Source organism: Congzhengia sp. (assembly GCF_037235575.1).
GTDB lineage: Bacteria > Bacillota > Clostridia > UBA1381 > UBA9506 > Congzhengia > Congzhengia minquanensis.
Genome location: NZ_JAXUNN010000030.1, coordinates 95,613 through 115,461 on the forward strand (window position 1 = coordinate 95,613; position 19,849 = coordinate 115,461).

21 protein-coding genes and 1 riboswitch are annotated in these 19,849 nt (G+C 44.2%); of the genes, 12 read left to right on the plus strand and 9 right to left on the minus strand.

Annotation, left to right across the window (positions count from 1 at the left end; translation table 11 throughout):
- Nucleotides 1-14: 14 nt before the first annotated feature.
- From WIG73_RS06465 to WIG73_RS06480, 4 genes are all read right to left on the minus strand, one after another.
- On the minus strand, nucleotides 15-305 hold the full coding sequence (locus tag WIG73_RS06465) for a YerC/YecD family TrpR-related protein (RefSeq protein ID WP_337399777.1): 291 nt from the start codon (nucleotides 303-305) through the stop codon (nucleotides 15-17).
- Nucleotides 305-1,105 carry an amino acid ABC transporter ATP-binding protein gene (locus WIG73_RS06470; RefSeq protein WP_337399778.1) on the minus strand — a complete coding sequence of 267 codons (801 nt, stop codon included), beginning with the start codon at nucleotides 1,103-1,105 and terminating at the stop codon, nucleotides 305-307. The genes WIG73_RS06465 and WIG73_RS06470 overlap by 1 nt, the downstream gene beginning before the upstream one ends.
- A gap of 21 nt (nucleotides 1,106-1,126) precedes the next feature.
- On the minus strand, nucleotides 1,127-1,822 hold the full coding sequence (locus WIG73_RS06475) for an amino acid ABC transporter permease (RefSeq protein ID WP_177680188.1): 696 nt from the start codon (nucleotides 1,820-1,822) through the stop codon (nucleotides 1,127-1,129).
- Nucleotides 1,823-1,900: 78 nt separating this feature from the next.
- Nucleotides 1,901-2,719 carry a transporter substrate-binding domain-containing protein gene (locus tag WIG73_RS06480; protein WP_337399779.1) on the minus strand — a complete coding sequence of 273 codons (819 nt, stop codon included), beginning with the start codon at nucleotides 2,717-2,719 and terminating at the stop codon, nucleotides 1,901-1,903.
- 212 nt (nucleotides 2,720-2,931) lie between these two features.
- Here WIG73_RS06480 and WIG73_RS06485 point away from each other — a divergent pair, with 212 nt between their 5' ends.
- The 4 genes from WIG73_RS06485 to WIG73_RS06500 are packed head-to-tail and all read left to right on the plus strand — an operon-like array spanning nucleotide 2,932 to nucleotide 6,129.
- Complete coding sequence (locus WIG73_RS06485) at nucleotides 2,932-4,458, plus strand: lipopolysaccharide biosynthesis protein (protein ID WP_337399780.1); 1,527 nt, start codon at nucleotides 2,932-2,934, stop codon at nucleotides 4,456-4,458.
- Between the two features lie 12 nt (nucleotides 4,459-4,470).
- A complete protein-coding gene (locus WIG73_RS06490; protein ID WP_337399781.1) occupies nucleotides 4,471-4,977 on the plus strand; it encodes a DNA-3-methyladenine glycosylase in 507 nt (168 codons plus the stop codon).
- Nucleotides 4,978-4,994: 17 nt separating this feature from the next.
- A complete protein-coding gene (locus tag WIG73_RS06495) occupies nucleotides 4,995-5,651 on the plus strand; it encodes a pentapeptide repeat-containing protein (RefSeq protein WP_337399782.1) in 657 nt (218 codons plus the stop codon).
- 16 nt (nucleotides 5,652-5,667) lie between these two features.
- A complete protein-coding gene (locus tag WIG73_RS06500) occupies nucleotides 5,668-6,129 on the plus strand; it encodes a pyridoxamine 5'-phosphate oxidase family protein (RefSeq protein WP_337399783.1) in 462 nt (153 codons plus the stop codon).
- 409 nt (nucleotides 6,130-6,538) lie between these two features.
- Here the strand turns inward: WIG73_RS06500 and WIG73_RS06505 are convergent, their stop codons facing one another.
- Nucleotides 6,539-6,874, minus strand: coding sequence for a TM2 domain-containing protein (locus tag WIG73_RS06505; RefSeq protein WP_249313502.1), 336 nt, complete (start codon nucleotides 6,872-6,874; stop codon nucleotides 6,539-6,541).
- A 105-nt stretch (nucleotides 6,875-6,979) separates the two neighbouring features.
- On the opposite strand from WIG73_RS06505, the gene WIG73_RS06510 reads away from it, so the two are divergent.
- The gene (locus tag WIG73_RS06510) at nucleotides 6,980-7,228 is read left to right on the plus strand and encodes a helix-turn-helix transcriptional regulator (RefSeq protein ID WP_177679033.1); all 249 of its coding nucleotides are present in this window, start codon (nucleotides 6,980-6,982) and stop codon (nucleotides 7,226-7,228) included.
- 108 nt (nucleotides 7,229-7,336) lie between these two features.
- Here WIG73_RS06510 and WIG73_RS06515 read toward each other — a convergent pair whose 3' ends face one another.
- From WIG73_RS06515 to WIG73_RS06530, 4 genes are all read right to left on the minus strand, one after another.
- Nucleotides 7,337-9,847 (minus strand): GDSL-type esterase/lipase family protein, encoded by a 2,511-nt coding sequence (locus WIG73_RS06515; protein WP_337399784.1) that lies wholly within the window; start codon nucleotides 9,845-9,847, stop codon nucleotides 7,337-7,339.
- 38 nt (nucleotides 9,848-9,885) lie between these two features.
- The gene (locus tag WIG73_RS06520; protein WP_177679037.1) at nucleotides 9,886-11,148 is read right to left on the minus strand and encodes a glycosyltransferase; all 1,263 of its coding nucleotides are present in this window, start codon (nucleotides 11,146-11,148) and stop codon (nucleotides 9,886-9,888) included.
- 156 nt (nucleotides 11,149-11,304) lie between these two features.
- Nucleotides 11,305-12,132, minus strand: coding sequence for a carboxypeptidase-like regulatory domain-containing protein (locus WIG73_RS06525; RefSeq protein ID WP_337399785.1), 828 nt, complete (start codon nucleotides 12,130-12,132; stop codon nucleotides 11,305-11,307).
- A gap of 63 nt (nucleotides 12,133-12,195) precedes the next feature.
- Nucleotides 12,196-13,410, minus strand: a complete 1,215-nt coding sequence (locus tag WIG73_RS06530) for a copper amine oxidase N-terminal domain-containing protein (protein ID WP_337399786.1) — start codon at nucleotides 13,408-13,410, stop codon at nucleotides 12,196-12,198.
- Between the two features lie 284 nt (nucleotides 13,411-13,694).
- Nucleotides 13,695-13,801: riboswitch (THF riboswitch) on the plus strand.
- 74 nt (nucleotides 13,802-13,875) lie between these two features.
- On the opposite strand from WIG73_RS06530, the gene WIG73_RS06535 reads away from it, so the two are divergent.
- The 7 genes from WIG73_RS06535 to recA all read left to right on the plus strand — a co-directional run bounded on the left by WIG73_RS06535 (nucleotide 13,876) and on the right by recA (nucleotide 19,842).
- Nucleotides 13,876-14,385, plus strand: a complete 510-nt coding sequence (locus WIG73_RS06535) for a folate family ECF transporter S component (RefSeq protein WP_337399787.1) — start codon at nucleotides 13,876-13,878, stop codon at nucleotides 14,383-14,385.
- A 15-nt stretch (nucleotides 14,386-14,400) separates the two neighbouring features.
- On the plus strand, nucleotides 14,401-15,549 hold the full coding sequence (locus WIG73_RS06540; RefSeq protein ID WP_337399788.1) for a cysteine desulfurase family protein: 1,149 nt from the start codon (nucleotides 14,401-14,403) through the stop codon (nucleotides 15,547-15,549).
- Between the two features lie 11 nt (nucleotides 15,550-15,560).
- Nucleotides 15,561-16,343 (plus strand): TIGR00282 family metallophosphoesterase, encoded by a 783-nt coding sequence (locus tag WIG73_RS06545; RefSeq protein ID WP_337399789.1) that lies wholly within the window; start codon nucleotides 15,561-15,563, stop codon nucleotides 16,341-16,343.
- The gene (locus tag WIG73_RS06550) at nucleotides 16,340-16,882 is read left to right on the plus strand and encodes a 5-formyltetrahydrofolate cyclo-ligase (RefSeq protein WP_337399790.1); all 543 of its coding nucleotides are present in this window, start codon (nucleotides 16,340-16,342) and stop codon (nucleotides 16,880-16,882) included. The genes WIG73_RS06545 and WIG73_RS06550 overlap by 4 nt, the downstream gene beginning before the upstream one ends.
- Before the next feature lie 27 nt (nucleotides 16,883-16,909).
- A complete protein-coding gene (locus WIG73_RS06555) occupies nucleotides 16,910-17,410 on the plus strand; it encodes a DUF6106 family protein (RefSeq protein WP_249313493.1) in 501 nt (166 codons plus the stop codon).
- 69 nt (nucleotides 17,411-17,479) lie between these two features.
- Entirely contained in the window at nucleotides 17,480-18,706 is a 1,227-nt protein-coding gene (locus WIG73_RS06560; protein WP_337399791.1) for a competence/damage-inducible protein A, read from the plus strand.
- Nucleotides 18,707-18,768: 62 nt separating this feature from the next.
- Complete coding sequence (gene recA, locus WIG73_RS06565; protein ID WP_283245457.1) at nucleotides 18,769-19,842, plus strand: recombinase RecA; 1,074 nt, start codon at nucleotides 18,769-18,771, stop codon at nucleotides 19,840-19,842.
- The last annotated feature ends 7 nt before the right edge of the window (nucleotides 19,843-19,849 follow it).

The window sequence follows — 19,849 nt, forward strand, 5'->3', positions numbered from 1 at the left end:
GAAATTATTCTCCCTTAACCTTCAGCAGTAAGCTCGTCGAGCATCAGGGAATATCCGCCAGAACCATAGTGGAGGCACCGGTTAATCCGCGCAATGGTCGCGCTGGAAGCTCCCGTTTCCTCTTCAATTTCCGTAAACGTTTTCCCCTGCTTTAGCAGCCTAGCCACAGAAAGCCGCTGGGCCATGGCCGACAGTTCCCGCTCTGTGCACAAATCGCTGAACAGCCGCTTGCATTCTTCCCTGTTTTTCAGCGACAGCATCACATCATACAAAAAATTTAATTCCTCTTCGCTTAAATGCTCCATTACAACACCGAGCCCCTCTGGGAAGCAAAGCTTGCAATAAACTCCCGGGTGCGCGCGTTTCTCGGCTCCTCAAAAATCTGTTTGGGCGTTCCCTCTTCTGCAATTACGCCGTTATCCATAAAAATAATCCGGTCTGAAATATTTTTTGCAAAATACATTTCATGGGTCACAATAATCATGGTCATGCCATCGTCTGCCAACGATTTGATTACCTTTAACACCTCATTGGTAATTTCAGGGTCTAAGGCAGACGTAGGCTCGTCAAACAGCATAATTTCAGGGTTTAACGCCAGCGCCCGGCAGATGGCTACCCGCTGCTGCTGTCCGCCGGACAGCTCACATGGATAGTTTTCATATTTTGCCGACAGTCCTGCCCTGTCCATTAACGACTTTGCCTTTTTTTCAATTTCTTCATAAATGGCCTTTTTGTTTTCTTTAAAATCAGGGCGCTCCTTTGCCAAAAGCTTCGGCGCAAGCACAACGTTTTCTAACGCGCTGTATTGCGGAAACAGGTGAAAGGACTGAAAAACAAACCCAAACTTAAGCTGCTTTTTCCGGATTTCATCGTTTGACATGCGCTTTTTTTCCGCCCCGTCAAAAATAACCTCGCCGTTTAAAACAATCTGGCCCTTATCTGCCTTTTCCAAAAAGTTGATGCACCGCAAAAGTGTGGTTTTTCCGCTTCCCGACGAGCCAATCACCGACACAACCTCGCCCGGCTCCATGGAAAAGGAAACGTCCTTTAAAACTTCGGTTTTGTCAAAGCTTTTCATTAAATTTTTAATTTCTAAAATTGCCATAGCCAAACATTCCTCCGACTTTTAACCCTTGTAATAATCCAGTTTCTTTTCCAGCTTGCCAAACAAAATGGTGAGCAGGCCGCAGAACAGCAAATAAAATGCGCCTGTGTAAAACAGGGGCCACAAAAGGCCTGCCGACTTTATGTAAACCTGTGCCGACCAGATAATTTCATACACCGCAATAATTCTTGCTAAAGAGGTATCCTTCACCAGGGTAATAATTTCGTTGCTCATGGGCGGCACAATCCGCTTGATTACCTGAAACAGCACCACGCGGAAAAAAATCTGCGGTTTTGTCATGCCCAAAACCTGGCCCGCTTCATACTGGCCCTTCGCAATCGACTCAATTCCGCCCCGGTAAATCTCAGAAAAATAACAGGCATAGTTGATAACGAACGCAATCATAACCGCCACGAATCGGTCGAAAACCTTCCATGAGGCAATGAACTCCACCAAAAAATTGGAGTAGTCCAAACCCTGAGCCCAGTTTCCAATCATGCCCGGGCCGTAATAAATCACAATAAGCTGAAGCATCAGCGGCGTGCCGCGAATGATCCAAACAAAGGTTTTAACAAGCCATTTAATGGGCCTGATTTTGCTCATGGAACCAAAGCTGATAATGAGTCCCAGCGGCAGCGCAAAAACAAGCGTTAAAAAAAAGATTTTAAACGTCGTGGAAAATCCCTCTAAAAGGGACATGGTAACCGTTAAAAACATAAGTTTATTCCCTCATTTTAAAAAATGATAAAAGCAGAGCAGACAAAACACTGTCTGCTCTGCAAATTCTGTAACTGCTTATTTTGCAAGCGTCAGCTCATATTTTGAAGCCAAAGCTTCCAATGTACCGTCTGCCTTCATTTCAGCCATCAGCTCGTTTACTTTCTTCGCAGCGTCTGAGCCTTTTCTAAAGCCGATAACATATTCTTCTGTTGTCAGGGCAATGCCGCCTTTTAAGTTTGCATAGCTTGTGCCTTCTCCTGTCATTGCATTTGCCATAGTAATGTCGATTACGCAGGCATCGGAGGAACCGGAAGCAACTTCCATTAAAGCGTCGGTCTGTGTTCCGACAGCTGTATAAGCCGCGTCAAGCCCAGCTTCTTTAATTGCCTTCTCGCCGGCAGAGCCAGCTTCTGCAACAAATTTCAGTTCTTTCATGCTGTCAGCATCTTGAAACGAATCAACCTTGTCCTTTGCCATTACAACAACCTGTGAATTTTCAACATATGCGTCTGTGCATTCCATTGCCTTCTCAACTTCTTCTGTCAGTGTCATGCCGTTCCATACGCAGTCGATTGACTTCGCGTCCAGCTCCAGGGCTTTGTTGTCCCAGTCAATTTCAATAAATTCCGGCTCAACGCCCAGCTTTTCACAAACAGCCTTTGCAAATTCAGCGTCAAACCCGGTCCACTCGCCGTTGGCGTCTCTATAGTCCATAGGCTCATAATCGGTAATACCAATAATCATTTTGCCCTTATCTGTGATATAGCTAAGGTCAGATTCTCCGGAGGGAGCAGAAGACGCTGGCGCGTTTGCCGGTTTTGCCCCACAGCCGGCGAATAATGCACCTGCCATAAGTACTGATAACGTAAGTGCTACTAATTTTTTTAATTTCATTTTACATTCTCCTTGCATAAATTTAATCTCAACACCTATTACTTTACCACTTTAGCGCAATAAAGTCAAGAGTAATTTAAAAAAAGACATCAATTTTGACTTATTGCACAAATTTAACATATATTTAGCCCATCATTTTATTCAATTTCTATAACACTTGACGAATGAAATAAAATTTGATATAGTTATAATATAGGAAAGGGGCGCGAATTGTGGGAGAGAGCAAACGCTTTGCAAAAAATATGGCCGCCAAAGCTTTCAGTCTGGGATTAAACCTGCTGATAAGCTTTTTTCTTACGCCCTACATCATTCAGCATGTGGGCAGCGAGGCATATGGCTTCGTAGGCCTGGCCAACGATTTTGTAGACTGCGCAAGAATTGCCACGGTGGCCCTAAACTCCATGGCCCTGCGGTTTATTGCCATCAGTCTGCACAAGGGGGACGAAGAAAAAGCGAACCAATACTTTTCCTCTGTTATGATTGTCAATTTTCTCATGTGCCTGATTTTGCTCCTGCCCTTTGGCGGTGTTGTTATTTTTCTGGACAAGCTATTGCACATCTCGAAAGAGATTTTAACAGACGTGCGGCTGCTGTGGTCTTTTGTGTTCATAAACTTTTTAATCAGCGTTCAAAGCTCCTCTTTTTCTGTTGCCCTGTTTGCGAAAAACAGAATTGACAAAGAATCCTTTCGCAGTGCGGAATCTGTTGGGTTAAGGGCGCTGTTTTTGGTGGCGTGCTATGCACTCTTTCCGCCAAAGGTCTATTATGTCGGCGTTTCTTATTGTATTTTAACGCTATACGTGTTCATCACCAATTTTTATTATACAAAAAAATATCTTCCAAATCTTACAGTTTCAAAAAAATATTTTGACAAAGGCGCAGTAAAAACCCTGTTTGCCTCGGGAAGCTGGAACTGCCTGACAAAAATCGCAACTATTTTATCCACCGGATTAGACCTGGTGCTGGTGAATCTGTTTGTAGGAAAGTCGGAAATGGGCGTGGTGTCTGTTTCCAAGGCCATGCCCAACACATGTTTTTCTGTTTTTGTTATTCTATCCAGCGTATTTTTACCGCGGATTACGGAAGAATATGCAAAGGGCGATATGAAAAAAATTGCAGAAAACGGTGTTTTCTCCATTAAACTGCTTGGAATTCTCGCCGCAATTCCCATTGTCATTCTGGGGGTTTTCGGCGACGCATTTTACAGGCTCTGGACGCCCACGGAAGACGCAAACCTGTTGTGGCTTCTTTCCGCTGTCTCCGGCGCGGCGTTTGTGTTTTCCCTTTCCACGCAAAATCTTTGGAATGTCTTCACCGTAACCAACCGCGTAAAAACTTCTGCTCTGGGGCTTTTCATTACTGCTGCCCTTTCCATTATCACCGTTTTCATCTCTATGGCTGTGGTGCAGGATAGGACCACCCGCATGTTCATCATTGTGGGAACGAGCGTGCTGTATAATGTGTTAATGTCTGTGTTCTTCCTGCCCCAAGCTGCGGCAAAGTGTTTAAAGCTTGCAAAGAGCACATTTTATAAACCAATTTTTAAAACTGTGTTGCTGATTGTTACCATGACGGTTTTGTTTTTCGCCATAAAACAACTGTTTTACATAACCGGCTGGATGAATTTTATTATCATGTTCCTCGCTGTATCCATTGTTTCGTTTTTTTTGGGAATATTTCTTGTGCTAAACAAAGGGGAACGCTTGTGGCTGATAAATATTTTAACCAGACACAGATAAAGTGGTGAAAAAATGAAACTGTTAAAGGATTTTTATTTGCAGACGGCGCTGACTGCCGCACCTGCGCTGTTGGGAAAGGTGCTATATCATCAAACAGAAGAGGGCCGCGTGACGTTCGGGCGCATTACAGAAACTGAAGCTTATTTCGGCGAATCTGATACGGCTTGCCACGCCAGGAGCGGCAGAACCAAACGGACAAACGTCCTGTATGAAGAAGGCGGCATCGCCTATATTTACTTGTGCTACGGCATCCATAATCTTTTAAACGTGGTTACAGGACCGCGTGATTTCCCCCAGGCGGTTTTAATTCGCGCCGTTGAAGGCTTTAACGGGCCGGGCAGGCTTACAAGGGCAATGAAAATCGACCGTTCGCTGAATGGTGTAAGCTTCTTAAGCTCAAACCGCATTTGGATTGAAGACGACGGCGCAAAGCCGAAGTTCAAAGCAACAAAACGCATTGGAATAGATTATGCCACCGCGGAATACCGAAACAAGCTGTGGCGGTTTGTTATAAAATAAACGCTTTGGAGGGAGCAATGAACATTTTAAACCCAAAAGTTCCATTGGCTTTACAAGAGCTTACAGATTTTGCGTCTGCCGCAGCAAGCTGCATGACAGAGGAATCCCCGATCACCGGAATTTATGTGGCGGATCAAACAGAGAATGAACAAGACTTTTTTAAATTAGAGGTTAGCGGCGCCGTTTTTGAACGTTGTACCTTTGAACGCTGCATCTTTGAGAAGACAAGCTTTTACGACTGCAAATTTCAAAACTGTAATTTTTCAAACAGCAATTTGCAAGACGCCTATTTCGAACGGTGCCAGTTTCAGTTCTGCAAATGCATTGGCACCAACTTTCACGGTTCTGTTTTAAAGCATGTTGCAGCTTTACAGTCTAGCATTCAGTTTGCAGATTTTGGCGGCACGAAGCTGACCAACGTTTTGTTTCGCGAAACAGACTTAACGGAAAGCTCTTTTGCCGAATCCAGTTTAAAACAGACGGAATTTCAAAACTCCAGGCTGATTAAAATAAATTTTTTTAAAACGCCCCTTGCAGGAATTGACTTTGCAAAAAATGAGTTTGCCGGGCCGGTTTTATCAAGCCCTCCTTTTGAACTGCAAGGCGCAAAGGTAAATGCGGCTCAGGCGGTAGACTTGGCGCGGCTGTTAGGTGTCATTGTGGAAGATTTATAAAAAGGAGAGAGTAAACATGCGAAAAAGCCAACGGGAAATTCAATCATTTGAAGAAATTACAGACGTTTTAAACCGGTGCGACACCATTCGATTAGGACTTTTCGGGCAGGAATACCCCTATGTTGTTCCGCTGTCCTTCGGGCATGAAACGGCGAACGGAAAAATTGTCATTTACATACACGGCGCACAGGAGGGGAAAAAGCATGACCTGATTGCACAAAGCAACAAGGTCTGTGTGGAAGCAGACATTTGCCACGGCTTTGCTGAAACAGAGCGAAGCGTTACCACCGTCTACGAGAGCATCATTGGCTATGGCACGGCGGAAAAGGTTTATGGAGACGAAATGATGCACGGGCTCAGGCTTCTTCTTGCTCACTGTGGCTATGAAGGATTTCCTTTTGATCAGTCTGTCACAAACATTTTAACGGTGTATAAAATCACGTTGGATTCCGTAACAGGCAAACGAAGAACGGTTTAAAAATTTTATAATGAACAAAGGCGAACCGTATTATCGGAATTAATTCCGATAATACGGTTCGCCTTTTCATATATTTAATAGTCTGGCAAAATAATAAAATAAATTTATGGTCAAAATAATAATCGTATAATAATGAAAACATTTTTTATATTTCCCATAACATGTATTCCATATCTGTCCTACAAACGCAATGGCAACCGGAAGCGCCATTACATTATACGTGGCATATGCACGGATATCACCCTTTAATAAAGATAATAACGCGCGTGTCATCTTGCAGGTTGGGCAGGGAATTGCAGTAATTTTATAAAAAATACATGGAAACTGAAACCATATGCATAAGCCCATTAATAACAAGATTAATAAACATTGTTTTAATGCTGGCAGGACAACGGTAATATTCTGTTTATTAAATAAGTGACATAACATTATTAAAATTTAAATCTTTTACTTTTTTTGAAATAGAAAACCAGTCTACAATTGTCAAAATTCCACAAACACCAAGCGTTAATAATTTTAAAATTCCCATGCCGGTATCCCCAATCATAAATCTGTCAATCCCAAGGCTCCCTAAAAATATGGATACAAGAAGGATGGTGGTAGGGTCTTTAAAATCAATGGTGGAAATCAATGAAAATTTTTCTTCATCCATTGTTCTTAATTTGTCTTTTAAATACATAATTTTTTCTGCAGGAAAAAATTTCTGATTGGTCATAATAAACATATCGACTTTTTGTTGATCCATAATATACACCTCATTCATCATTTGACATTTAGTGAATGTCATTATCTATATCATATCATGTTAAGATATTTTTGTCAAGCACTAAATGTCAAAAGGAGGCAGTTTATGTTTAAAAATAAATCATCGAAGGGAAAAAACAACATTTGCGGCGAAAAAATATACGTATTACGAAAGCAGCATACCCCAAAAATGTCACAGCGAATTCTTGCCGAATGTTTGCAGATGAAAGGGATTGATGTAGATAAAAACGCTGTTCAGAGGATTGAAAGCGGAGAGCGGTTTGTAACGGACATTGAACTGAAGGCGCTTGCTGAAACCTTCAAAACCTCATGTGACGAGTTGCTGGAAGAATAAAATGCCGCTCCCAAACAGATGTTATCGTATCACAATAGGAAACAGCAACAAAAAAGGCTATGCACACATTGCATAGCCTTTTATCGTTCAAAACTGCATTTTTTGTTTTTATTTTTTCAATTCAATATAGTCCGTTGTTCTGCAAAGACCGTTTGCGTCTTTCACTTCAAAATAAATGCCAACCGCATCGTCCGGCACAGTATAAGTAATATTGCCATCTGCTGTCTGCGTTATATTTACAGACGTCCAAGCTGTTGTGCCCGGCTTGCCAATTCCATTCCCATATACAATCCCAGTAGTATTATACCACAGTTTTACCGACGTGATGGAAATCGGCGACTCATATGAGAAGCTTGCCGCACGGCCGTTCATGGTAATCTTGCTGACAGTCGGCAGGGCCGTACCGTCCTTGAGCATGTAGTCGGCATATGCGAACAGCTCAGGAATATCTCCAGTCGATCCCGAACCATGCTGCTGTGAGTGGGACCCATTGTTGTTCTTAATACATAACTGTGACAGCGTTTCATATGAGCACTGTGATGTGGCGTGCAGCGAGAAGAACGTGTCATTGGAACCGTTAATCCAGAATACCGGCATACCGGCTTTCACTGTGTTTGCAAAGGTATATTTCCCGTCGTAAATGCTGTCCGGATGGATAGATCCAGTAGAGAGCGTTAAGTTGCCGCACCCATAAACAGGCATTGCAAACTTAAACCGCGTGTCCTCGCCAATGCCGCGGCTGGAGATAATGCCGCCCCAAGATATGCCTGTAATTCCCGTTTCGCCCTTTTTCACTTCAGGCAGGGAGTTGATTAAGTTATATGCAAGGGAAATATCAGACGTTGCATGCACCATGAAGTGGTCTGCCTTGTCGCCGGTTAAAACAGATGTGCTGATATCCGACCTTCTGGGGCCTGCGTAATAGTCCACTGGTGTAACCCCGTCCGCAAGCTTATGGTCATAACTGGAGCTTGGCTCTCTCCAATAGAAAGAGATTGCCGCATAGCCCTTGCTGCACCAAAGCTCAACCCAATCTTTATAGGCGTGGCCGGCAGCACCGTGAACAAGCACCATAGATGGCACAGGGTTCGTCTCTGACGCACCGGCAGGAACGCCAACATACGCAAATACTTCAGACTCAGAGCCATGATATGGCATTCCGTAAAATAATACCGCCTTAATTTTAGATCCTTTCGAATCTGTGTAAGAAAGCTGTGGAATTTCGCGGTAACGAACCGGCTTTGCTTTGGCATCTGTGAAATCGACTAAATAACCGGTTAACGATGTTGTACAGGACGCAAGCCCCTGGGCAAATTTATCTGCAACAAGCTTTGCACCGCGTTCATTCAAAATAGCAGTGTCGCCCGCAGAAAGCAGCGCCTCTGCCTTTGCCGACAACCCTTTAAACTGTGTATAATGGGTTTTGGCCGCCGGTGAAATATAATATAAATCATAGGGCTGATATCCCAATTCCGGGTTGCTGAACTGTTTTTTCACCAGACCATTCACATCAACACAAACCGCATGTGTTTTTTCTGCAACCGATTGAATGGCTTCGCTGTAAACTGTCAGATTACTGTTCTCATCAGCGGTTCCCGCTGTGGGTACAGGTGTTGTAAAGATTACTTCGGCACCTTTTGCCTCTGCATCTGACTGTAAAGTTTCAAGCGCCGTTTCCATTTCAATCACCGGCGTGTCGCTCGTTGCATCTTCATATCCAAGTGCAACCACAACATAGTCGCCCTCTGCAAGTTCTGCTTTTACAGCATCCCATTTCTCGGAGGAAATAAAGCTTGCAGCAGTTGCGCCTTCTGCAGAATGATCATACACTGTAATGTTACTGTTAAATATTTCATCTAAAAAATAGCTCCAGCCCTGAACCGGGAAACTGTCCTCTTCGGCATGTGTCATGCCGCGGCTGTCGCCAATAAAATGCACTGCAGCCGGCTCGTTTCCTGCAACAGACACCGTTGCCAGGTCTCCATATGGCAGCGCACGTGCAAAATCGCTCCACACAAATATTTTTACCTTTGCGGCATTTTCGGGAATATTAATTTGCGCATCTTCAGAGGATACTCCGTTTGCAATCACACCGGATTGAACCGATTCGGTGGAGATAAGCACTCCCGCTTCGCTGTAAGCCGCGGCAATAATCACATACGGCTTGTCTGCCAAACCAAAATAGTTTTCCATTTCAACCGCAATGTCTACCGTTGAAAAGTTATACTTAGCCGAAACCGTGGCGCTAATAATTTCGCTTTCCACGGTTGCCGAGGTAATGGACTTATCAACATTTTTACCGTTCATGTTCAGTCTTGCCGTATACTGCGATGCGTCTCCCTGAAATTTAAACGAAAATGCGTAAGAACCGTCTTCTGCAATCGTCTGCTGGCCGATATAGCCAATGGAGGATTGCGACACAGAGTCCTCTCCGTTTTTAAAAAGCATAAGCGTCACTTCTTCGCCGGCATTGTTTGCCGACAACTTCCCTCTGACAACTACCTTTTGGGTTGCCTCCCACTGGTTGGCTTCAACTTCCTCAGCAGATACCACACTGCATAAGGAAAAAATCATCAACAAGGAAAGCAACAAACACAACATAGATTTTGATTTCTTCATTTTCTCGTCTCCTTTTGTATCTAAGAATAAATCATTATTTATCTTACATCATTTAACGATTTTGCTTCTAAATGGTAAATCGGTTTCCAAGAAACATTTTTCGTGAACAGTGCGACAATTGTAATCGGGATATACGTCAGCATAAAAAACGGGAATGTAAACGTATATAAAATCTTTTTCCGCATTGGAGCAAAAATTTTTGTCCACTCGCTGATGGTTGTAACCGCGCCAATTCCCAAAAGCATAAAATAGGAGTTAACAAAGGTTTCCAAAAGCGAACGTAGAATTACGTCAACATTCAGTCTGAAAATCAGGCCCAGCGTAATAAATACCACATAAACCGCAAATGCCAAAACTGTTAGAATAAGCGGAATCATTGTTGCAACAGCCAGGTCAAAGCATGCAAAGCCCTTGCCGGTAAAAATACCTTTTACCATTTTGAAAAAATATTTCTGCGTAACCTGCATGGAACCCTTTGTCCAACGCATTCGCTGACGCCAAGACTGCTTGAATTTCACCGGCTGTTCATCATAAAGAACTGCTTTGTCGCAATAGGAAATACATTCGCCCTCCAACACATGGTGCAGGGTAAATTCAATGTCTTCTGTTAATAAGAAAAACTTCCAGCCCCCAACCTTTTCCAAAACCTCACGGTGCACCAAAAAACCCGTACCGGAGATAGCACAGCTGGTATTTAAAAGTGTGCGGGGGTGGTTTAAAAATCTGGATTCGCGCAGATACCACAAAGAGCATCCGGCTGAAACCCAGCTGGTTCCATAATTTTTTGTGTTGCGGTAACTAGTGATGATGCGTTTTCCATTGGAAAACATTTTGTTCATTTCTTCAATATAGCGTTCATCTAAAAGATTATCCGCATCAAAAACAAAATAACCAGCATAGTCATTGTCGGGATAATCCTCACGGATTTTGGCCAATGCAAAATCAAGGGCATAGCCTTTCCCCACCAATTCTTTGTTTTCCCGCTGATAAACGCAGAAAGCTCCGGCCTCCATTGCGGCTTTCGCCGTGTTGTCCGTGCAGTTGTCGGCAATTACAAAAATGTCAATCATGTCAGACGGGTAGGTTTGTCCCTTAATACTGGCAATCAAATGCGGAATAACCTTTTCTTCGTTGCGGGCAGGAATCAGCACGGCATAATGATACATTTTCTTTGTCTTAAGCTTTCTGCCGCCTTTCATAAAGGGGACAAAGATGTAAATGAACTGATATCCAACGCATAAAATAAAAATTACCGCAAAAATATAGTTAATATAAGGAACGATTTCTAAATTTAAATTCATGATAAATAATTTCTCCTGTTTAGAATAACACACAACTTATCATTATTATAATACTATATTCATCGGTGTTTGTCAATGGATTGTATTACATATTAAAATAAAAAATAAGCTGGCCTAACAATTAAGGCCAGCTTATTAATTTAAAAACTTTAAATCTTATTTGTTGAAATCAGCAAAATCAATAACAGTTGATCTCTGACCAAAGCTACTGATTGTAGGTGCGAGATCGTCTGTGTTAATAATGTTATTTGCATCAAGGTCTAAAATTACATTATATCCCGCATCGCCTGTTTTCTGAGCAAATCCGCTAATAATCGGTGTAAGGTCGTCTGTGTTTACAAGATTATTTGCATCAATATCACCAGGCAGAAGTTTTACGCCTTTAAGGCTTAACGCATCTTCAATTACAACACCAGTAATCGTATACTTTAAATAACCTGGGCGAGAGATAATTACATCATATGTTCCAGGAGCAACATTGGCTGAAAAAGCGCCGTCTGTTGTTTTTGCAGAAACAACAGGTGTTGTTGTACCTGCTGCGCAGAAGTCAATTGTTGCTTTAGCAGCATTACTTTGCGTTGTAATTGTACCTGTTACAGCAACATCTGTTACTTTAATTTGTTCAATTTTACCAGCATCAATCGCATTGTCCAGAACCTCGCTGCCAACTATTACGGTATATTCACCTGCCGTTGGTAAATCTTTTGGTATGTAGCTGTCAAATGAATATGCTCCAGAAGCATCTGCCGTGGTCTGGTCAATGTACTGAATGCTGTCAACAGTAATTTCTCCCTCACCGTTAGGAGCATAAGCAATCATAGTCATCATTTTGTCTTTAAAATTATCACTTTGACCGGATGTTGTCCATGTGTTAACATTTTCTCCATCCCTTACTGTGTCTGCTTCAGGCGCTGCAGCAAACGCAGGTACTGCTACCATAGCCGACATAGCTGCGGCTAAAATAAAGCTAATCATTTTTTTCATTTTCGTTTTCCCCTTTCATTTTTAAATAAATAAATTTATATTTTTGCTTTAATAATGAACCAGTTAGTTTTTCAAATGGGAATACGCCTCATCGCCAAGCCATTTCAGTGCCAGAAGTGTCTGTGTCATAAGCTCCTGAGAAAGGCTGTCCGTATCGTCCCACGGATTGTCCAGCGGTGCAACGACAACAACGCCTGTGTTGCCGTTCCAATATACCGCTTTTTCCAACGCTTCTGATACAAACCGGATAGGAACGAATGTTCTGTCCTCCCGAATAACCGGAGCAGTATCCATTGCCTTGACTTCACCGTTGATTTGATAATCTCTGTTATCAAGCTGCATCGTAATTTTTGTATCCTCAAGCACAATTTCAATTGTTCTTGTTTCAGGAATCCACTCAATATCTGCACCAAAGGTTTCGCTGATAAATCTTAAGGGAACCATTGTTCTATCATTCTCTATATATGGTACCACATTCTTATTATCTTTGTCAACCCATTTAATAACGCCTTCTACAGAAACTGCGTAATTATTGATTTGAAGAACCGCAGTATCCTTTAATCTTGCTTTCTTTTGTTCATCTTTTGATGCGTCTGGTGTGGGCGTATCGTCATTTTCAGATCGGTCTGAACCAAAATTATAATTATGTTCATTGTTGTCTTTGTCTGGCATTTTTTCCGGATATACAAATTCAAATTGGAACGGAACGCCGCCTTCTGCACCGGAAACTAATGCTTCCTTTTCATAATTTGCATACGGATAATCCGCTAAATCGAATCCATATTCACCTTCTCCTATGACTTTAAACAAAAATTCATATGCAACGAAGCCTTCATCACCAACAGTTAATTGCGTTCCCTGTGTCTGAATCATAACTGATGCTACCTGGATTAAGCCCTTTTCATTTGATAATACATCATTAACTGTATTAAATGTCACATTTGAACCATTGAAATTGAATGGATAAAATGTCGTTGCACTATCCAAATCGTTAGCAGGAACCCCTTCTTCGTTGACAGCTACAATTACATCTTTATTAAAAGTGATGCCGAACTGCATACCAAGAAAGGTTACATTATGTAAAGACAGCTTTGCTGTAAAAATACCGTTTTCATCCGGTTCGCCAATGGTGAATTTCACTTTTGCTTCGTTTTTCACTTCATCCGCTGCCGGTGCAATGTCTTGTGTGTCATCCGCCAAAACTGTTATGCAGGATGCTGTAACCAGCATTGTAGCCGCCATGCACACGGAAAGAGCTTTCTTTAGTAAGTTTGTCATACGTCTCCTCCTTTACAACAAACCAAAATTGTAAAATAAACATCCTTTTGTTTATAACTACATCTATTTTAACATAAGTTTCACAAAAAATCTACTGTTTTTTGAAAAAAAATTATTAAATTTTATATCTGTAACAATCTGCCAAAAAGAAAACATATAATTTGTGCAAAATTACAACGTTTATTTATGAAACAACGGATTTTTTTATTTTTTTCTATAGACAAACCCTTATTAAATATATTATAATAAGGTATGTAGTTTTTTGCAATAAGAAATTACAAAAAAGCAGAGTAGGAACTGACGCGTTAAGTGGCGGGCGAACGGGAAGTTGTCGCCTGCACGAAAAGCAACAAAGAAATTGCTTGCGGTGTCTTTTCCGCATTCCGCTGCTGCAATATAAAAATTTTGGCGTTTCGCCTCTTTTTTTGCAGCGAAAAATTTTATGTGAAAAGGAGGTTCAGCCAAATGAAAAAGCATTTTACGGTAAGCACTTTGGCAGGTGCAGCTGCGCTGGTTGCGTTAAACATTGTCATTACACGGTTTTTGTCAGTTACAGTCGGGCCCGTGCGCATTGGATTTGGGTTTCTTCCCATTGCCTTTGGCTCCATGCTGTATGGCCCGGTTGTCGGCACCATCAGTGCCTTGGTTGCAGACGTTTTAGGCGCGGTAATCCAGGGCGCAGGCTATTGGCCCGGGTTTGGGCTTTCCGCCGCGCTTTACGGCGTTACCTACGGGCTGTTTCTGTACGGCCGGGAAAAAAGCTGCAAAAACATTGCGGCATGTGTCATTCTGCAGGCAATTGTAATTGACGCATTTCTAGGCGCGCTGTGGTATTATATTTATACCAGTATGACGTTCCCGGTTGTACTGACCGGCCGAAGCATTAATGCGCTTGTGATGATTCCGGTAAAAATTGTTATGATTCAGTATCTGTGGAAATATGTCGGCGCAAGAGTTGAAAAAATCAGAAATTAACATTAGGTGAAACGAATGATTTATTTGGACAATGCGGCCACCACGCGGCCCTTTGACGAAGTGATACACGAAACAGAAGCAATAAACAGGGAATTTTTTGCCAATCCCTCCTCCATGCACACCGCAGGATACCTTGCTGAAAAGAAAATCAACGCGGCGGCCAAAACCGCTATGGAAGCTGTCGGTGCAAAGGACGGCACCTTTTTGTTCACTTCGGGAGGGACCGAGAGCAACAACTTAGTCTTTTTCGGAACGCTTCAAAACGCCATAAAGCGCAGACCGCACATCATCACCACAAAGATTGAACACCCGTCGGTTTTAGAGCCGGTTCGCTTTCTGGAGGGGCTGGGTGCGGAAGTCACCTACGTTGGAACGGACGAAAACGGTTTTGTTCATCCAAACGAGGTAGCCAGCGCCATTCGGGAAAACACAAAACTTGTTTCCGTTATGTATGTAAATAATGAAACCGGCGCCATTCAGCCAATTTCAGAAATTGCAAAAAAAATAAAACAAGCAAACTCTGATATTCTTTTTCATACGGACTGTGTGCAGGCCTTTGGGAACGCGGATATTAACGTTGACAAGCTCGGTGTGGACATGCTGTCTTTCAGCGGGCATAAAATTAACGGCCCCAAGGGCGTGGGCGGTTTTTATTTTTCCAGACGGGTGCACGTTAAGCCCATGATATTGGGCGGGCACCAGCAGATGGACTTAAGGTCCGGCACGCTGAACACCCCCGGCATTTGCGGGTTCGCCAAAGCGCTGGAGCTGACCGCGCAAAATGCAAAAGAAAAAAGAGAACACCTTGCACGTTTAAAAGACAGGCTAATTGCAAATCTTACTGATAATACGGCGTTTTTTGTGAACAATGCAGAGGGAAACTATGCGCCTCATATCATCAGCCTCCGTGTGAACAATGTGCGGGCAGAGGTGCTGCTGCACGCATTGGAGGCCCACGGGATATGCATTTCCGCCGGCTCAGCCTGCTCCTCTAACAGGCCGGCGCCGTCGCATGTTTTGGCGGCAATGGGGTATGATAAAAAAAGGATTGAAGAAACCATTCGGGTGAGCACAGGCGCATTCAGCACCGAGCAGGACATCGACACATTCTGCACCGTCTTGAAGGAAGAAGCGGCCGCCCTTTCCAAATTTACAAGAAATTAGGAGTTCGTTTCATGAAAATTTTAACAATCGGCGACGTGGTGGGCGACAGCGGAACAGCAGCCGTCTGTGAGCGTTTGGGCGAAATTAAGGGAAAATATGCGGCAGATTTTTGCGTTGTAAACGGAGAAAACGCCTGCAGCGCCAACGGTATTTCCAGAAGAAAGGCCGAAATGCTGCTTCACGCCGGGGCAGACGTTTTAACCCTGGGCAACCACACCTTTCGCCAAAAGGACGCGCCGGCACTTTTGCAGCACAACCAAAACATTATCCGGCCAATTAACTATCCCCCTGAAACTGTGGGGCGCGGCTTTTGCACAGTAGAAAAAAACGGTGTTCGGATTGGCGTTTTTAACGCGCTGGGCAGAATCTATTTAGAAAATGTGGACTGTCCGTTCAGGGCGCTGAACAAAGCGCTGTCAGAAATGAAAGCGGACATTAAAATTGTCGACTTTCATGCAGAGGCCACCAGCGAAAAGCGGGCCATGGGTTTTTATTTAGACGGGAAGGCCAGCGTAGTGTTTGGAACCCACACCCATGTGCAGACCTCTGACATTCAGGTGCTGCCAAGGGGTACGGGATATATCACCGACATTGGCATGTCCGGCCCGCACCACTCCTGTTTAGGGGTGGATAAGGAAATTGTGATTGACCGGTTTGTTGGCTGCATACCCAGGCGGTTTGAGCTGGCGGATTCTCCCGCAAGAATTGACGGGGCAGTGTTCACCGTGGACGAAACCACCGGAAAATGCACGGGAGGCGAAATTTTTTCCGTTCTGCCGGGGGAAACGATATGACAAAACAGCAGCTTCGGGAGGAAAACCTGAAAAAGCGTGCGCTGATAGAAAACAAAGCTGCTTTCGATAAGGCCATTTGCCAAACGCTTTTTGCCCAGCCGTTTTACAAAAATGCAAAAACGGTAATGACCTATCTTTCCTACAACGGTGAGCCGGACACCTTGAACCTAGCTGCCATCATGCTTGCCGGGGGAAAAACCGTCTGCGCACCGGTGTGCCGGGGCGAAGGGCAAATGGACGCTTATTTATTCCGTTCGTTTGCGGAGCTGAAGCCGTCAAAAATGGGCATTTTAGAGCCTTTTGAAACAGCGTTTGTTCCGCCGGAACAAATTGATTTAGTTCTTGTGCCCGGCTGCGGCTTTAACAGCCGCGGGCACAGGCTTGGCTACGGCGGGGGGTATTACGACCGGTTTCTGCTCCGCACAGGCGCGGTTACCTGCGGGCTGTTTTATGGTCTGCTGAAAACAGACTTTCAAGAAGAACCTACAGATATTCCTCTTAACGTTATTATTACAGAAGAAGCATTGTATGCATTTTAAGGTACATAGAAAGGCGGCAAACGATAAATGGATTTGTTTTGCGAATATTTGGTGAAAAAGAAAAGCATGTCTGACAATTTAAAGCGTGCCGGACTGATTCTGGCCTGCGCAGCGGTGTGCTTTGCCATTATTTATTTCAGCCTGTTTGTAAAGCGGGCGTTCATTTCCGCCATGCCCATTTTGGTAGCGGCGGCGATTTACGGAACGGTTATTTTCGGGCGCAATTTTTCACTGGAATATGAATATATTTTTACCAACGGCGTTTTAGACATTGACGTAATTAAGGGCCGCGCCCGCCGGGCAAAGCTGATATCCGTGCCCTGCAGAAAAATTGAGTATATGGGCCCTGTAAAGGAAAAACGCGACTCGCAGAATAAGGTGGTTGACGCCGTTTATGACGAAAAACGCCCGGGAAAATATGTGGTTACGTTTTCAGACCGCGGCGAAAAAACAGACCTTTATTTTCAGCCGCCGGAAAAGCTTCTTTTAAATATGAAAAAATATAACCCCAGAAACATCAATATTTAATACATACCGGACCGGCTTTTTCGTGTGCCGGTCCGGTTTATTATCCTTTTAGAATATGCAGGTGAAATCATGACGGCAGAAATTATTGCAGTGGGAACAGAGCTCCTGTTAGGAGACATTTTAAACACAAACGCCCAGTTTTTGTCAAAGGAACTGGCACAGCTGGGAATTGGCGTATATGCGCAGACCGTGGTGGGCGACAACGCCGGGCGGTTAAAAGATGCGCTCAACGCCGCCCTGAAACGGGCAGACATCGTGATTTTGTCCGGCGGATTGGGGCCGACTGACGACGACATTACCAAAGAAACAGCGGCTGAGGTTTTCGGACAAAATTTAATTTTTCATCAGGAAATTTATGATAAAATTTTGTCGCGCATTTCAAAAAATGCACCGGAAACCAACAAAAAGCAGGCATATGTGCCGGAGGACGCGTACATTTTAACCAACGACAACGGAACCGCTCCCGGCATTGTAATGGAAAAAGACGAAAAAATGCTGATTTTGCTGCCCGGCCCGCCGGCGGAACTGGAGCCCATGTTTTTAAACTTTTGTCTGCCGGTGCTAAAACAAAAAACAAATTGTGTGATTGTTTCTGAAACCATTCGGCTGTTTGGCATTGGCGAGGCGCAGGTGGGTGAAACGGTGCGCGATTTAGCCGCCAGTGACAATCCCACCGTTGCCCCTTATGTGAAAAACGGCGACGTAACCCTGCGCATCACGGCCAGGGCGGAAAGCGAAGCGGCCTGCGCCGGGCTCATTGCGCCGGCGGCAGAGGAAATCCGCTCCCGGTTCGGCGATTTTGTCTACGGCACAGGCGAAACAGATTTAAAAACAAAGGTTGTGCAATATTTGATTGACAACCGCCTCACCGTTGCCACGGCGGAATCTTGCACGGTAGGTATGATTGCCGCCGCCATTGGCGACATTCCCGGCGTGTCGGACATTTTTTGCGAGGGGTTTGTAACCTACAGCAACGCCGCGAAGGAAAAAAATCTGGGCGTGCCCGGTAAGATTTTAAAATCTTTCGGAGCCGTAAGCGTGGAAACCGCAAGGGCAATGGCAGAGGGCGTATGCAACAAAACCAATGCTAACATCGGCATTTCTGCCACCGGAATTGCCGGCCCCGGCGGAGGAACAAAAGACAAACCTGTGGGACTGGTTTACATTGGCGTTTGCGTAGACGGCGAAACCAGCGTAAGAAAATGCCAGCTGAAAGGAAACAGGGATCGCGTCCGTTTCATGACGGTGCTGAACGCCTTTGACGAACTGAGAAAAAGACTGAATATTTCGTCTTGACAAAGGAAAAAGAAACGGTTATAATGAATATCGAACAAATGTTCTTTAAGGAGGAATATCAATTGGCAAAAACAACGCAAAGCAAAGAAATTGGAATTTCAAAAGATAAGAAAGAAGCCATTGAAATGGCGCTTTTGCAAATTGAAAAAAGCTATGGCAAAGGCGCGGTGATGAAACTGGGCGACAAACAGCATTTAAATGTTGAGTCGCTGCCCACAGGGGCGTTAAGCTTAGACATTGCCTTAGGAATCGGCGGCCTGCCAAAGGGCAGAATTGTGGAGATTTACGGGCCGGAATCCTCCGGTAAAACCACCGTTGCGCTCCATGTGATTGCCGAGGCGCAGAAGCGGGGCGGCGAGGTGGCCTTTGTAGATGCGGAGCACGCGTTAGACCCGGTTTATGCACAAAAGCTGGGGGTGAATGTTGAAGACCTAATCGTTTCTCAGCCGGACACGGGAGAACAGGCTTTAGAAATTGCGGAAATGCTGGTGCGAAGCAACGCCATTGACGTTATTGTAATCGACTCGGTTGCCGCGCTGGTTCCGAAGTCGGAAATTGAAGGCGAAATGGGTGATTCCCATGTGGGTCTTCATGCCCGTCTCATGAGCCAGGCTCTCCGCAAGCTGGCAGGTGTAATCAACCGCACTAACACCATTGCGATTTTTATTAACCAGCTGCGCGAAAAAGTTGGTGTGGTCTACGGCAATCCCGAGGTGACCACCGGCGGACGGGCGCTGAAATTTTACGCCAGTGTTCGGCTCGACATCAGAAAACAAGAGCTTATAAAACAGGGCACCGAGGTGATCGGCGCCAGAACAAAGGCAAAGGTTGTGAAAAACAAGGTTGCCCCCCCGTTTAAAGAAGCGGAGTTCGACATTATGTATGGCGAGGGGATTTCCAAAGAGGGCTGTATTCTAGACATCGGCGTGGCCGCCGGCGTAATTTCCAAAAGCGGCACCTGGTATAATTACGGAGAGGACAGAATCGGCCAGGGCAGGGAAAATGCGAAAAAATATTTGCGGGATAACCCGGAGGTCCGGGATAAAGTTGAGTCTGAAATCCGCGATATTCTTTTTGATAATGACGAAACAGAATCAGATGAGGCAAAAGCAGACAGCGCCCCCATTGAGGAATAAAACAAAA